General features: G+C 66.6%; 14 protein-coding genes. 1 reads left to right on the top strand and 13 read right to left on the bottom strand.

Annotated elements, in window-relative coordinates:
- Nucleotide 1: 1 nt before the first annotated feature.
- The 13 genes from V6M37_RS15675 to V6M37_RS15615 form a co-directional block, all read right to left on the bottom strand.
- A complete protein-coding gene (locus V6M37_RS15675) occupies nucleotides 2-961 on the bottom strand; it encodes a PDR/VanB family oxidoreductase (protein ID WP_332674874.1) in 960 nt (319 codons plus the stop codon).
- Between the two features lie 19 nt (nucleotides 962-980).
- Nucleotides 981-2,642 (bottom strand): AMP-binding protein, encoded by a 1,662-nt coding sequence (locus V6M37_RS15670; protein WP_332674872.1) that lies wholly within the window; start codon nucleotides 2,640-2,642, stop codon nucleotides 981-983.
- Between the two features lie 32 nt (nucleotides 2,643-2,674).
- Nucleotides 2,675-3,766, bottom strand: coding sequence for an acyl-CoA dehydrogenase family protein (locus V6M37_RS15665; protein WP_332674870.1), 1,092 nt, complete (start codon nucleotides 3,764-3,766; stop codon nucleotides 2,675-2,677).
- The gene (locus V6M37_RS15660) at nucleotides 3,763-4,971 is read right to left on the bottom strand and encodes an acyl-CoA dehydrogenase family protein (RefSeq protein ID WP_332674868.1); all 1,209 of its coding nucleotides are present in this window, start codon (nucleotides 4,969-4,971) and stop codon (nucleotides 3,763-3,765) included. Before V6M37_RS15660 ends, V6M37_RS15665 begins: the two co-directional genes overlap by 4 nt.
- 55 nt (nucleotides 4,972-5,026) lie before the next feature.
- On the bottom strand, nucleotides 5,027-6,424 hold the full coding sequence (locus V6M37_RS15655) for an aromatic ring-hydroxylating oxygenase subunit alpha (protein ID WP_332674867.1): 1,398 nt from the start codon (nucleotides 6,422-6,424) through the stop codon (nucleotides 5,027-5,029).
- Between the two features lie 46 nt (nucleotides 6,425-6,470).
- Nucleotides 6,471-7,622 (bottom strand): thiolase family protein, encoded by a 1,152-nt coding sequence (locus V6M37_RS15650; RefSeq protein ID WP_332674866.1) that lies wholly within the window; start codon nucleotides 7,620-7,622, stop codon nucleotides 6,471-6,473.
- A gap of 13 nt (nucleotides 7,623-7,635) precedes the next feature.
- Entirely contained in the window at nucleotides 7,636-8,097 is a 462-nt protein-coding gene (locus V6M37_RS15645) for a Zn-ribbon domain-containing OB-fold protein (RefSeq protein WP_332674864.1), read from the bottom strand.
- A 187-nt stretch (nucleotides 8,098-8,284) separates the two neighbouring features.
- Nucleotides 8,285-9,094 (bottom strand): TetR/AcrR family transcriptional regulator, encoded by an 810-nt coding sequence (locus V6M37_RS15640; RefSeq protein WP_332674862.1) that lies wholly within the window; start codon nucleotides 9,092-9,094, stop codon nucleotides 8,285-8,287.
- 170 nt (nucleotides 9,095-9,264) lie between these two features.
- Entirely contained in the window at nucleotides 9,265-10,059 is a 795-nt protein-coding gene (locus V6M37_RS15635) for an SDR family NAD(P)-dependent oxidoreductase (RefSeq protein WP_332674861.1), read from the bottom strand.
- 18 nt (nucleotides 10,060-10,077) lie between these two features.
- Nucleotides 10,078-10,842 (bottom strand): 2-oxo acid dehydrogenase subunit E2, encoded by a 765-nt coding sequence (locus V6M37_RS15630; protein ID WP_332674859.1) that lies wholly within the window; start codon nucleotides 10,840-10,842, stop codon nucleotides 10,078-10,080.
- The gene (locus V6M37_RS15625; protein WP_312659565.1) at nucleotides 10,842-11,072 is read right to left on the bottom strand and encodes a lipoyl domain-containing protein; all 231 of its coding nucleotides are present in this window, start codon (nucleotides 11,070-11,072) and stop codon (nucleotides 10,842-10,844) included. The genes V6M37_RS15630 and V6M37_RS15625 overlap by 1 nt, the downstream gene beginning before the upstream one ends.
- 31 nt (nucleotides 11,073-11,103) lie before the next feature.
- Nucleotides 11,104-12,099 (bottom strand): alpha-ketoacid dehydrogenase subunit beta, encoded by a 996-nt coding sequence (locus V6M37_RS15620; protein ID WP_332674856.1) that lies wholly within the window; start codon nucleotides 12,097-12,099, stop codon nucleotides 11,104-11,106.
- The gene (locus V6M37_RS15615; RefSeq protein ID WP_332674855.1) at nucleotides 12,096-13,082 is read right to left on the bottom strand and encodes a thiamine pyrophosphate-dependent dehydrogenase E1 component subunit alpha; all 987 of its coding nucleotides are present in this window, start codon (nucleotides 13,080-13,082) and stop codon (nucleotides 12,096-12,098) included. The genes V6M37_RS15620 and V6M37_RS15615 overlap by 4 nt, the downstream gene beginning before the upstream one ends.
- A gap of 432 nt (nucleotides 13,083-13,514) precedes the next feature.
- Here V6M37_RS15615 and V6M37_RS15610 point away from each other — a divergent pair.
- A partial coding sequence (locus V6M37_RS15610; RefSeq protein ID WP_332674853.1) for a hypothetical protein occupies nucleotides 13,515-13,710 on the top strand: 196 nt, incomplete at its 3' end.

Here is a 13,710-nt window from a genome sequence, read left to right as displayed (position 1 = left end):
GTCAGAGATCGAGAACCAGCAACCGGCTCTTCGCCCGCGAGCAGCACGGCAGGAACTGGTCGTTCGCGGCCTTTTCCTCGTCGGTGAAGTAGTTGTCGCGGTGATCGGGTTCGCCGTCGAGCACGCGTGTCAGGCAGGTGCCGCAGATGCCCTGCTCGCAGGACACTTCGACCTCGACGCCGGCGTCGCGCAGCGCGGCGACGACGGTCTTCGCCGCCGGCACGTTAACGATGCGCCCGCTGCTCGCGAGCTTGACGTCGAACGCCTGGTCGCACGAGGTATCGACCTTCTGCCCCGCGAAGTACTCGAAGTGGATCCGGTCGGCATCCCAGCCGCGCCCCTGCGCGCCCTTCGTCACAAACTCGATGAAGCCGCCCGGCCCGCAGACATAAAGGTGCGCGTCTGCGCCGGCCGCATCGAGCACCGCGGCGAGGTCGAGCTTCTGGCCGTCGTCGCCGTCGTCATAGTGCATATGGACGCGCTCCGCGAAGCCCGCCTGTTGGACGCGCTCGACGAACGCGGCGCGGTCCTGCGAGCGTGCGCAGTAGTGCATCTCGAAATCGGCGCCGGTCTGCGCGAGGCGCTCGGCCATGCACAGGATCGGTGTGACGCCGATGCCGCCGGCGAGCAGAAGCGAGCGCTTCGCATGAACGAGCGGAAAGTGGTTGCGCGGCGCGCTGATCGTGATCACCTGCCCTTCGGCAAGCTCGTCGTGAACCGCCACCGAGCCGCCGCGGGACGCCGGGTCGCGCAGCACGCCGATCTGGTAGCGGTGCGTCTCGGTGGGGTCGTTGCACAGCGAATACTGGCGGACGACACCGGGACGGATCTCGACATCGATATGGGAGCCGGCGCTGAACGCGGGCAGATGCTCGCCGTCGACCGGCGCGAGTTCGAGCGAAACGATGTCGAGCGCTTCGACGGTCTTGCGGACGATGCGGACTTTCAGTTGGGTTTCCATGATGTCAGTCTCGAAAAAGTCATGCCGGGGTCACGGCGGCGGCCTGCAGACGCTCGCGGATGTCGACGCGCAGCCGGTCCTTGCGAATCTTTCCTGACGCCGTGCGCGGAAAATCCTCCACGACGACGAGGTGCTCGGGATACTTCTGCTTCGCGACGCCCGCGCGTTCGACGAACGCGAGCACGTCTCCAAGCCCGATCCCCACGCTGTCCTGCGCGATCACGTAGGCGCACAGCGTCTCGCCGAGCCGCGGATGCGGCATCGAGACGACCGCCGCCTCGCGCACGGCGGGCATGCGATGCAGGATGTCCTCGACCTCCTTCGCGCTGACCTTCTCGCCGCCGCGGTTGATCAGATCCTTCTTGCGCCCGGTGACGACGACCGCGCCCTCCGCAGTCAGCCGGCCCAAGTCGCCGGTCGCGAAATAGCCGTCGGCGTCGAAGCACTCGGCAGTCGCTTCGGGGCTGCTGTACGCGAGCAGCATCGACGGCCCGCGCACGCGGATCTCGCCCTCCTCGCCCGCCGGCAGCACGCGGCCGTCGTCATCGGCGATCCGCACGTCGTAATCGGCGACCTTGCCGTCGGTCGTCGCCGCGAGCTCCATTTCGCCTTCTCCGACGAAGCCGAGCGTCGTCAGCGGTACCTCGCTCGATCCATAGACGCGGAACGCGCGGCACTGGTCGAGCACGGAGTACGCCTTCGTGATCAGCGCCGGCGGCACTTCCGCTCCCCCGCAGGCGAACACCTGCAGCGTCGGCAGGCGGCAGCCGGCGTTCTCGGCTGCGGTCAGCAGTTCGTGCAGGAAGGGGGTCGCGCCGACGCTCGCGGTGACTTTCTCGCGGTCGATCAGGTCGAGCGCCTCGTCTGCATTCCAGCGCTCCATGAACACGGTGCGCGTGTTGCTGCAGAAGGGGATCTCCATGCCGCTCTGCCCGGTGACGTGCGTGACCGGCGAGGCCATCAGCAGGACGTTGTCGAAACCCGCCACCTGCGAGCCGCGCGACCACTGTTCGAATGCGCGCTTCAGGCGCAGCGGTCCGGTGTTGTGGCTGTGCAGCACCCCTTTCGGCCGGCCCGTTGTGCCCGACGTGTAGAGAATCATCTTCACCGAGTTGGCGTCGACCTTCGGCGCATCCGCGAGACGGCCGCCCTCCCCGACCAGCGCCTCGTAGCTGTCGTCGCTGCCGTCCCCGGCGCGCACCGTGAAGAGGTGTTCGAGCTTCGGCAATGGCAGCGCCAGCCGCTGCATCATCGTGCCGTAGTCGAAGCCGCGGTAATGCGCCGGGAAGAACGCCGCCTTCACGCCGGCGTCGCCGAGCATGAACGCGACCTCGGCGTCGCGGTAGATCGGGACGATCGGCGCGACGACGAGACCGAGGATCGTCGTCGCCAGATCGATCACGACCGCCTCGCGCCAGTTCGGCAACTGAAAGCTGACGACGTCGCCCGCAGCGAGCCCGCGCTGTTGTAGGCCCGCCGCGAGCGCCGCGGCCTCTGCGAGCAACCCGCCGACCGTGCAGCGCTGATTCCCGAACACGTGCGTCACCCGCTCGGGATCGCGCGCGGCGAGTTCGCGCGCGAAGTCGGCGAGCGTCTTGTTGGGCCAGTCGCCGCTGGCGGTGTAGCGCGCGATCAGGGCGTCATCGAGGCGCACCTGCCATCCGCTTGCGTCTTTGCGCATTTTGTTCTCCTTCCCCCGTTGGGCGCCGGCCCTTAGGCCGCGAGTGCGGCATCAACGAAGCGCGCGAACTGCGCATCGCGATTGCCGAACAGCGCGGCGTTGACCATCAGGCGCCGAAAATAGTGACTCACATCCAGTTCGTCAGTGACACCCACGCCGCCGTGCATCTGCACCGCTTCGTTGCAGACCTTGCGCGCCGCGTGGATGACGTAGGCTCGCGCGCCGCTGACGATGCGCGTGCGCTCCTCGGCCGGCCCCGCGAGCGCCCGCTGGGCCGCAGCGGTCAGCGCCCGCACTTCCTCCTGCAGCAGGAAGCAATCGACGAGGCGATGCTGCAGCGCCTGATTCGTGCCGATCGGCCGCCCGAACTGCTTGCGCACCTTGAGGTACTCGGCTGTCACCGTCATTACGCTCCTGACGATGCCGAGGCTCTCTGCGCACAGCGCGACCGCGGCTTGGTCGCGGATGTCGGCGAGCGCAGCGGCCGCCGACACGCCGGATTCGGGCTGCAGGCGCCCGACCATTACGCCGTTGAACGAGACGAGTGCGGCGCCACGGCCGTCGACCAACCGGTATTCGCGGCGCATCACGCCCTTCGCGTCGGCGTCGACCAGCGCGACGGCGGGCTCGCCGCTCGCCGGGTCACGTGCGGACACGAGGAGCTTCCCGGCGACGTCACCGTGCAGCACGCCGACCTTGGTGCCGGTGAGCCGGTCGCCATCGAGCACGCACCGGTCCGACGCCGCATCCTCGTCGGCGAACGCGAGGATCAGCGAACCGTCGGCGAGTTGCGGCAACAGCGCCGCCTTCTGCGCTGCCGAACCCTGCTTCAGCAGCAGGCCGGTCGCGATAACCGCGCTGGCGAAGAACGGCTCCATCAGCAGGCGGGAACCGGCGATTTCCATCACGGCGCCGATCGCGCCTGCGTCGGCGTCGAGCCCGCCGTCGTCCTCGGGCAGCCGCAGCGCGAGGAGCCCCAATTCGGCGAAGCCGTCCCACGCCATGCGGCTATAGCCTTCGGGCGCATCGAGCACCGCCCAGCGCTGATGAAAGCTGTAGTTGTCGTCCGCGTAGCGCGCGGCGGTGTCGCGCAGCATCGCGATCGTTTCGAGATCGGTACTCATAGCCCCAGCACCCCTTTCGCGACAATGTTCCGCTGGATCTCGGACGAACCGCCAAAGATCGTCGCGGCGCGGTTGTAGAAATGGTCTTTGAGGATGCCGCCGGCATCAGTGGGGCCGAGCGGGGGCAGGCCCGCCGAGTGCAGCGCCTCGAAGTCATACGCGACGCCCGCGGCGCCGAGCGCCTCGACGAGGGTCTCCATGACCTCCTGGTACAGCTCGGTGCCGCGGATCTTGATCAGCGACGCCTCGCCACCGTTCTCGGTGCCGTCGCACATCGCCTCGACGGCCTTGTACGCGGCGAGCTCGAGTGCGAGGAAACGCAACTCGAACTCCCCGATGCGGTGGCGCATCAGCGGTTGGTCGATCAGCGCGACGCCATCTACGACCGTCTCGCGCGCATGCCGTTTCAGCCGGTCCAGCACGTGCCACGCCCAGCCGACGATCGCACCGGCGGTACGCTCGTTCTTCAGCAGGAACTTCGCGTACGTCCAGCCCTTGCCTTCCTCGCCGACCAGGTTTTCGGCCGGCACCTTGACGTCCTCGAGCCACACTTCATTGACATGTGCATAGCCGTCCATCGTGCGGATTGGCTTCACCGTCACGCCGGGGCTCTTCATGTCGATCAGCAGGAACGAGATGCCGGACTGCGGCTTGTCGTCGCGGTCGGTGCGCACGAGGCAGAACAGCCAGTCGGCCCACTGCGCATAGGTCGTCCAGACTTTCTGGCCATTGACGACGTAGTGGTCGCCCTCGCGGATCGCGAGCGTGCGAAGACCGGCGAGGTCCGAGCCCGCACCGGGTTCGGAGTAGCCCTGCGCCCAGAACTCCTCGGTCGTCTGAATGCCCGGCAGGAAGCGCTGCTTCTGCGCGTCAGAGCCGAACGCGTAGATCACCGGGCCGACGTACTTGACGCCGAACGGGATCACCCACGGGCAGCCGAGCCGCGCGAGCTCGTCCTCGAACGCGAAGCGCTCGAGCGGGGACCAGCCCTTGCCGCCGTGCTCCTCCGGCCAGTGCGCGACCGACCAGCCCTGCTTGTCGAGGAGCCGCATCCAGCGGACGTAATCGTCCTTGTCGAGCACCTGATGGCGGTGCGACTTGTCGCGCAGGTCCGCCGGCATCACGTCTGCTTGAAACCGGCGCACGTCCTGCCGCAGTCGCTCGGCGCGTTCCCTCAGCGCATCGATCGCGCGTGCTTCGCTCATCTCGCCCTCACTTCGCAAAGGCCACCGTGCGCGGCGGCCTTGGAGACAGAAACCGTCATTTTTCGCCCCCGATGCCCAGGTACTTGTCGAGGGTCTCGTGATGGTGGCGGATGCGGCTTTCCTGGTAGCTCGCGAGGCTCACGGCGCCCTTCTTCGACGCCTTCATGCCCTTCGTCATCGCGAGCAGGTTGCGGATGTCCTGGTCGAACACCGGTCCCAACGCCGCGAGTTCCGGCGCCTCCGAGAACGGCTGGTCGTCCGACAGACGGTTCAGCTTCGCCGGCGGCGGCGGAACCTCGTCTTCCTTGTGCCGCCACAGCAGCATCACGTCGAACACGCAGCTGTCGGGGTCGTCGCCGTCCGGAATCGCGCGGTACAGGATGTTCCCGCAGTACCCTGCCCAGATCTGGGTGTTCGGGAAGATCGAATAAAGGATCGCGTCCTGCAACTCCGCGAGCGTCACGTGCGACAGGTCGCGGCCCGAGACGTCGCCGAAGATCCGGCGATTGAGTTCGCCGATGTACTGACGCGTCGTCGTGTTTTCGGGCAGGCGATGCGCGTCGCCGTCGGCGTCGGCCATGCGGCCCGACTCCTCGAGGATGTCGCGCAGCGTCCGCGGCTCGACGACGCCCTTCGTATGCGAACTCGGCACCGCCATCGGCGTTACGCTGCGGCTGATGTTGTCGCCGTACATGTCGTACTGGCTGTCGCAGTCGCCGGTGAAGGTCAGGATCTGCGGGTGCGTGACATGCGCGTGCATCGACTCCATGAACGCTTCCTGCGCGACCTTCCAGTTGCACGGTATGCGCCGCTGCACATGAGCAATGATCACCGAACGCTCGAACGCGTAGTCGCGGAAGTGTTCCGGGAGGACGCCGAGATGCTCGAGGAGCGACGGCGCGTCCGCGTCCATGTTGATGAACAGGAAGCCCTTCCAGCTCTCGACGCGCACCTCGGGCAGGTTCTGCTCGCCCTTCTTGAGGTGCTTGAAGTCCCACTCGCACGGGATGCTCGCGAGCCGGCCCCGCAAGTCCCACGTGAAGCCGTGGTACGGGCACTTCAGGCTATTGACGGTGCCGCCGCCCATGCGCAGCGCGCGGCCGCGGTGCAGGCAGGAGTTGTGGAAGCCGCGGATCACGCCGTCGTCGCCGCGCATGACGATGATCGAGTCGTCGACGATGTCGTAGACAAGGTGATCGCCCGCCTTCGGAATCTGCTCCTCGCGCCCGACGAACTGCCAGACCTTCGGCCACAGCTTTTCGGCTTCCTGGCGATGGAAGTCGCGCGAGATGTAGCGCTCGACCGGCAGATCGTCGTCGCGAAAGCCGGGAAACGACGACGCCAGGTAGTCGGGCACCGGCACCGTCTCCTGCGCGAGCAGACGCTGGAACACGTGCGGATCGCCGGCACTTTCCTGCGGCATCAGGACGAATTTGTCCTCGGGCTTGTTCATGGTTTGTCTCCGTTATTGGTTGTCGTGTTTTCCCGGGCGACGCGAATCACGCCGCCTGAAGAATCGTCACTGCGCTGACGCCGGGAGCGCCGTACACGTGCGTGTAGCCGAGCCGCGGTTCTCCGGGCACCTGCCGCTGCCCGGCCTGAGCGCGCAATTGCGTGCACACTTCGATGACCTGGCGCAGCCCCGACGCACCGACCGGCTCGCCGTTCGCGAGGCAGCCGCCGTCGGTGTTGATCGGCAGCCGGCCGTCGACCGCCGTCGCCCCGCTGCGCAGCAGGTGTTCCTGCTCGCCGTGCTCGCAGAAGCCGTTCTCGGCGATATGGATCAGCTCGCTGCCGCTGTCGGTGTCCTGGAGCTGGATCACGTCGATGTCCTTCGGCCCGACTCCGGCCTGCTCGAACGCGGCGCGCGACGCGATCACGGTCGGCGCCGGAGACTGCTCCGCGGCCAGGCCCGGATTGAAGACCTCGAACGAGCCGTGGTGGCGCGTGCGCATCACCGCCGCCTTCACGATGACGGGCCGGTCGGTGTACTTGCGCGCGTGCTTCGCGCTGCACAGCACGAGCGCGGCGCCGCCTTCGGCCGGGTTGCAGAACATGTATTTGCGCAACGGCAAGTTCACCGGCATCGACTGCGCGATCTCGTCGTAGCCGAGCTCACGGCGGCGCCACGCGTGCGGTGTCAGCGCGCCGTTGCGGAACGCACGCTGCGCGACGCGGACGAGCGCGTCCTCGGTGATGCCGTGCTCGTGCATGTAGCGGCGCGTCTTCAGCGCGAAAAACTGCGTCGTCAGCATCATCCCGGTCTCGCCGTACCAGTCCTCGAGACCCCAGTCGCGCGGCCGCGGATTGAAGGCGCCGCGCGGATGCTTGTCGAAGCCGACGGCGACGCCGATTTCCGCGACGCCGGCCTGGATTGACGCGATGACGCTCGCGAGCGCGCTGCCGCCGGTCGCACAGCCATTGGCGACGTTGACGAACGGGAGGCCGGTCAGGCCGAGCAGATTGGAGAGCGCGTCAGCGTTGCCCGCGTCCTGGCTGCCGCCATAGGCCACGCCGACCCGGGACCATTCAATGCCCGCATCCTTGAGCGCCTCGCGCACCGCATAGGCGCCCTGCTGCTGGCCCGAAAGCGCGTCGGTACGGCCGAACGGATGCAGGCCGGTGCCGATGATTGCGACGTCGTTGTCCATGGAGTTCTCCGGGTCAGGCGTTGGGAGCCGCGTCGGCCGCTGGCTCGACCGGGGCGAAGGCGTAAGTGAAGACCGGCTCTTCGTCCGCGACCTCGCGGTACGGCAGCAGCGTCAGCGTGAGCGGCATGCCGATGACGAGGCGCTCGGGGTCGGCGATCGTCAGCCGGCTTTCGACCTTCACGCCGCCCGGCATCTCGACGTAGCCGACGCCGTACGGCACGAAGTCCTGCTCGGATTCGCCGCCGTTGTACGGCGCCTTCGGCTGGAAGCCCTGGATCGTCCACGACCACAGCGTCCCTTGGCTGCCGATCGGGTGCGACTCCATCTCCGTCGCGCAGCAACGCGTGCAGACCTGGCTCGCGGGGAAATAGATTTCGCCACAGTGTCGGCAGCGGCTCCCGACCAGAACCGGAAGATTGCTGTCGAGGCGAACAACGTCCGGACAGGCGAGCCGCGGAAGCGGATTCCACTTCATTGCATCGTCTCCTCGCTTTTGTAAAACAATCGTGCTTGTTTGTTATATTACCCGAATTAACCGCGGCGTAAAGCCGCGGTCGTGTATTTCTTCTTCGTTTCCGCTGTTGCTACTGATCGCGGAGCCAATGAGAACCCCGCCCCTCGGGCGGGGTCATCCGGCGGCCGGAAAGTTTCCCGGCCGTCGCTCAGGCCTCGGCCTTGCGGGTACGCGACTTCTTGACCGGCGCCGGCTCGGCCGCGGCCACCGGCTTCGGCAGTTCGCCGCCGTGGGCCGCCTTGTAGGCGTTCTCCATTTCCATCATCGCGACCTTCGCGAGCAACTCATGCAGCTTTCGCAGCCGATCGCCCTTCATGTAGGGCGCCGGGTTCGTCGCGACACCCTTGAGCGAATGGAACATCAGGTCGCGCAGCACCTCGCTCGTTTCCTGGTATTCGACCCAGTACGGAAAGCGCTTCAGCAGCGTCGCCGATTTGCGTTCGTCGAGCGTCGCCTCCAGCGGCAGCAGCACGGTTTGCAGTTCCTTGTCCGTGCGCGCGCCGCGCTGCAACTCCTGCAGCGCGATGAACGTCGGCCGCCCGTAGTAATACTTCTGCAGCACCTCGAGCGTGTCGAGCATCGATTCGTACGTCGGCGTTTCACCGGGCGGCAGCTTGATCCGCTTGACCGCATCCTCGTACTCCGCAGCCCGCAGATCGATGATGTACTCCGCTGCGGCATTGAAAACTTCGGCGCGCGACTTGAAGTGATGCGTCATCGCGCCGCGGGAGACGCCCGCCTTCTGCGCGATCTTCTCTGTCGTAGTCTGCGTGTAACCGAGTTCGACGAGGCACTGCAGCGTCGCTTCGAGGATCTGGTTACGAGTCGCGAGGCTCTTTTCGGCCTGCCACGTGACGCCGCTCGCACGGGAGCGCGACGGATCACGGCGAGGCCGTTCGACGCGACGTACCGGCGCGTCGGCCGATACGAGCAGGGATTCGGGCGTGCTGTTATCCATGATCTTTCGCTACCTTTGTGATTCCAAAATTCGGCGCCGCCTTAGTCGTTCCGCCGCGCGGCCGAGTGGCGCCGCACGGACGCCACCTTGGTCGTCCCGCATTGCCCACTCCGATGCGACAGCGGGGGAACGGCCGCGTTCAAAAAACAGACGGGTCGGTATCAAACATTCTACGACAAACGAATCGAATGCCCATAGTCGACGGTGACGACCGAGCCGTTCATATAGGACGACGCGTTGCTCGCCAGTAGCAGCAGCGGGCCGTCGAGCTCTTCGAGGCTGCCGAGCCGCTTCGCAGGAAGGTTCTGGATTTCCTTCTTGCCGGCGTCGGTCTCGTAGAACGGATTCGTCATCTCGCTCGGGAAGTAGCCCGGTGCGATCGCGTTGACGCGGATCCCGTACTGCAGCAGGTCGAGCGCCATGTAGCGGGTCATGTGCAGCAATGCGCCCTTCGTCGTGCCGTAGTTGATGAATGCCGGATACGCGAGCTGGCCGAGGATCGATGCGATGTTGATGATCGAGCCTGGCTTGTCCGCGGCGATCAGCCGGCGCGCGGTCTCCTGGGCGACGTAGAACGGACCCGACAGGTTCACGTCGAGGAGCGAGTTCCACTGCTCGTTCGACATCTCCTGAAAGGCCGTCGGGTTCGACAGCCCGGCGTTATTGACCAGGATGTCCACGATGCCGAGTTCGGCCTCGACGCGGTCGAGCGCGACGCGGATCGAGTCGCTGTCCGCGACGTCCATGCGGCACCCGAACGCCCGGCCGCCCGCGTCGCGGATTTCCGCCGCGACCTGCTCGACGCGCTCCGTACGACGCGCGACGCACGCCACCTTCGCCCCCGCCTCGGCCAGAACCTGCGAAACGTGGAGGCCGATGCCCGATCCCGCGCCCGTCACGAGCGCGACGCGGCCTTCGAGCGAGAAACGTTTACCAAGTCGATCCAAACGGTTGTCTGTACTCATGGTCTTTCCCCTTTGCTCTCAGGCGAGCGCCGCCGGATCGGCGAGCGCGTCGGCGATGGACCGGGTGAAGCGGGCTGCATCCGCCCCGTTGATGACGCGGTGGTCGTAGCTGAGCGACAGCGGCAATACCGGCACCGAACGCACTTCCCCATCGGCGAGCTTCAGCCGCTCGGTCGCCCGCGTCACGCCTAGGATCGCGACTTCGGGCGCGTTGATGATCGGTGTGAAGCCCGTGCCGCCGAGGTTGCCGAGCGAGCTCACCGAGAAGCAGCCGCCCGACATTTCGGTGATCGGCAGCCCCTTCGTGCGCGCGCGCTCCGCCTTGTCGGCGAGTTCGGCGGCGATCTCGGCGATCGACTTCTTGTCGCAGTCGCGGATCACCGGCACGACGAGGCCGTTCGGCGTCTCGACCGCGACGCCGATGTGGAAGTAATGCTTCAGCACGAGGCCGTTGCCGTCGGCGGACAGCGACGCGTTAAAGCGCGGGAAGGCTTTCAGCGCCGTCACCACCGCCTTGATGATGAACGGCACCGGCGTGAGCTTCGTGCCCAGCGCCTCCGACATCTGCCGTCGCACCGCGTCGAGCGTCGGCACGTCGGCCTCGTCGTGGTGCGTCACGTGCGGAATCTGCGCCCAGTTGCGCGCGAGAAACGACGCGACGAGCTTCTGGTGGCGCGGCAGCGGCACCGTCTCGACCTCGCCGAACGCGGCGAAGTCGACCGTGGGCATCGGCGGCAGTGTCGCCGGCCACGCCGGCGGCGGGATCTTTTCGTTGGCCGACATCACGCGAGCTCGCCGATGACGGTGCCGACCTCGTAAGTCTCGCCGGCATCCTTGTGGATCTTCAGCACGCCGTCCGCCGGCGCTTCGACTTCCTGCACGGACTTCTCGCTCTCCATCGTGTAGAGCAGTTGGCCCTTCGTGACGCTCGCGCCGTCCGGCACCATCCATTCGGTGAGGATCGCCTCGTTCACCGAGAAGCCGAGCTTGGGAAGAATGATTTCGGTTGCCATGTTGTTGTCCTCCTTTGGGTTTCTGTCAGGTTCAGTTCAGGGTTTCGCGGATCGCCGCGAGAATGCGGCTCTGGGTCGGTACGAACTCGGTTTCGAGCGGCTTCGAGAACGGCACCGGCGAGCGGGCGGCGCCGACGCGGGCGACCGGGGCCTTCAGCGTGCCGAAGAGCTCCTTGTGCAGCCGCGCGGCGATTTCGGCGCCGACGCCGAAATCCACCTGCGCTTCGTGGGCGACGACGACGCGGCCGGTCTTGCGGGCCGACGCCGTCACGGTCTCCATGTCGAGCGGCGCGATCGTGCGCAGGTCGATTACTTCGGCCGACACGCCTTCCTTCGCCAGCTTCTTCGCCACCGCGATGACGTCGTGCAGCGTGCGGCTGTAGCTCACGAGGGTGATGTCGCTGCCTTCCTGCACGACCTTCGCCTTGCCGATCGGCACGCGCACGCCCGGCTCCGGCGCTTCGCCCGGCACGAAGTACAGCGGCAGGTTCTCGATGAAGATGCACGGGTCGTCGTCGAAGATGCACGACAGCAGCAGGCCGTACGCATCGGCCGGCGTCGAGGGGGCGACGACCTTGATGCCGGCGGTGTGCGCGAACCACGCCTCGAGATAGTCGGCGTGCTGACCGCCGGTACCGAAGCCGGCGCCGGTCGTCGTGCGGATCACGAGCGGCACGTGCGTCTGGCCGCCGGTCATGAAGCGCAGCTTCGCTGCGTGGTTGACGATCTGGTCCATCGCGACCGTCATGAAGTTCATCAGCATGATCTCGGCGACCGGGCGCAGCCCGGCGAGCGCGCCGCCCACCGCCGCGCCGGCGATCGCCTGCTCCGAGATCGGCGTCGACTTCACGCGGCCGGTGCCGAATTTCTCGGACAGGCCCGCGGTGCACTTGAAGACCCCGCCGCCCTGCGCGTCGGCGATGTCCTCGCCGAGCACGACGACGGACGAATCGAACGCCATCGCGTCATGAAGCGCGAGGTTGATCGCCTGCGCGGTATTGATCTTCTTCTGCGTCACGGTGCTCATGCTGGGACTCCCTCGGCGACGACGTCGCGCTCGAGTTCGGAAATATCGGGATAAGGGCTCGCGAGACCGAACTGGACGGCCTCCTCGAACGCAGCGGCGTTCGTCGCTTCGACGTCCGCGAGCTGACCGTCGGTGGCGAAGCCCTGCTCGATAAGCCACGCACGGAAGCGCGGCAGCGGGTCGGCGGCGACGGCCGCGGCCATCTCGCTTTTCGGGATGTAATGGCTGTCGTCACCGAGCAGATGCCCGCGGAAGCGGAAGGTGTTGGCCTCGATCAGCGTCGGGCCCTCACCCGCCCGCGCGCGGGCCACCGCCGCGTTCGCGGCCTTCCACATCGCGACCGCGTCGTTGCCGTCGACCTCGACCCCGGGAATGCCGTACCCGATCGCGCGGTCGGCGATCGTCGCGGCGCCGGTGCCAAGGTCGTAGCGCGTGTGCTCGGCGTAGCCGTTGTTCTGGCAGACGAAGATCACCGGCAGCTTCCACACCGCGGCGAGGTTCAGCGCCTCGTGGAATGCGCCAATGTTGCTGGCGCCGTCGCCGAAGTTCACGACCGTGACCTGGTCCGTGCCCTCGAGCTGTGCCGCCCAGGCGAGGCCGTTCGCGATCGGCAGGCCGGCGCCGACGATGCCGGTCGTCACCGGCAGACCCGACGCGACGTGGGTGACGTGCATCGGTCCGCCCTTGCCCTTGCAGGTGCCGGTCGCGCGACCGAGCAGCTCCGCGACGAAGGGCTTCAGCGGAATGCCTTTCGCGAGCTGGTCGTGGATGCCGCGGTACGTCGTGACGACGGTATCGTCCGCCCGCAGGTTCACCGAGATCGCGGCCGGGATCAGCTCCTGACCGCGCGGCGAGTAGTACGGCGACGCGATCTGGCCGGCCTTGATCAGTTCGATGAAGCGATCGTCGGCTTGCTTGATCAGCGATGCGATCCGGTAGATCTCCAGCAGAACCTGCTTGCCGGGGTTGTTTGTCTCACTCATTCCCTACCTCTCGATTCGGGTTCATGAAGTCTTGCTTGTTGCAAACGGGACTACGGTTCCCTACAGCAGCCGCCTTTCGGCCGATTTAAAAACCAACAATCCCGTTTGTTTTTTTGCAGTATATCGACGCCCTTTTGCAATGACAAGCACCAGAAGGCTTCGATGGGTTTCTCTTTATTTATGCGGCCGGTTCTTTGCGGAGCGCTCGACGATCGCAAGGGTTCGCAACGGCCGGCAGTTGAGGAGGAGCGTGATGACGCCGGTCGGCGAAGACAGGGATTCGCTCTTCACGAGCGGACGGCACTGCGCCTCCTGATCGGGCAGCAATCAGTCGAAGCCAGGGCGAATGCCCATGGGACCGGCGGACTTTGTCAGCCCCGGGGCTGCTCCCCCACCCTTCCCCCGGCCTCCCCTTTCCGCTCGCGGTCTCGGGTGCCCGTCGATGACTGCAGCGTCGTGTTCTGCTGGTTCAACAACAGCTACAAGGTCAATCCGCACAGCGCGGGGCGCGCGATGGACGGTGGGAGCGGGCGGCGCGCGGTGATCCTGATCGGCGGGCTCGGGCACGTGCTCGTGTGCGCGGGATATCTCTTCGTCGATCACGTCGGGCCGCTGCTGTGGATGCTGA

This window comes from Aromatoleum sp. (genome assembly GCF_036675785.1).
In the GTDB taxonomy this organism is placed as follows: domain Bacteria; phylum Pseudomonadota; class Gammaproteobacteria; order Burkholderiales; family Rhodocyclaceae; genus Aromatoleum.
This window is presented reverse-complemented; position numbering and strand designations above follow the sequence as displayed.

Coding starts and splice junctions, on each gene's coding strand:
- V6M37_RS15675 (WP_332674874.1), bottom strand. CDS start 961: ATGGAAACCCAACTGAAAGTCCGCATCGTCCGCAAGACCGTCGAAGCG.
- V6M37_RS15670 (WP_332674872.1), bottom strand. CDS start 2,642: ATGCGCAAAGACGCAAGCGGATGGCAGGTGCGCCTCGATGACGCCCTG.
- V6M37_RS15665 (WP_332674870.1), bottom strand. CDS start 3,766: ATGAGTACCGATCTCGAAACGATCGCGATGCTGCGCGACACCGCCGCG.
- V6M37_RS15660 (WP_332674868.1), bottom strand. CDS start 4,971: ATGAGCGAAGCACGCGCGATCGATGCGCTGAGGGAACGCGCCGAGCGA.
- V6M37_RS15655 (WP_332674867.1), bottom strand. CDS start 6,424: ATGAACAAGCCCGAGGACAAATTCGTCCTGATGCCGCAGGAAAGTGCC.
- V6M37_RS15650 (WP_332674866.1), bottom strand. CDS start 7,622: ATGGACAACGACGTCGCAATCATCGGCACCGGCCTGCATCCGTTCGGC.
- V6M37_RS15645 (WP_332674864.1), bottom strand. CDS start 8,097: ATGAAGTGGAATCCGCTTCCGCGGCTCGCCTGTCCGGACGTTGTTCGC.
- V6M37_RS15640 (WP_332674862.1), bottom strand. CDS start 9,094: ATGGATAACAGCACGCCCGAATCCCTGCTCGTATCGGCCGACGCGCCG.
- V6M37_RS15635 (WP_332674861.1), bottom strand. CDS start 10,059: ATGAGTACAGACAACCGTTTGGATCGACTTGGTAAACGTTTCTCGCTC.
- V6M37_RS15630 (WP_332674859.1), bottom strand. CDS start 10,842: ATGTCGGCCAACGAAAAGATCCCGCCGCCGGCGTGGCCGGCGACACTG.
- V6M37_RS15625 (WP_312659565.1), bottom strand. CDS start 11,072: ATGGCAACCGAAATCATTCTTCCCAAGCTCGGCTTCTCGGTGAACGAG.
- V6M37_RS15620 (WP_332674856.1), bottom strand. CDS start 12,099: ATGAGCACCGTGACGCAGAAGAAGATCAATACCGCGCAGGCGATCAAC.
- V6M37_RS15615 (WP_332674855.1), bottom strand. CDS start 13,082: ATGAGTGAGACAAACAACCCCGGCAAGCAGGTTCTGCTGGAGATCTAC.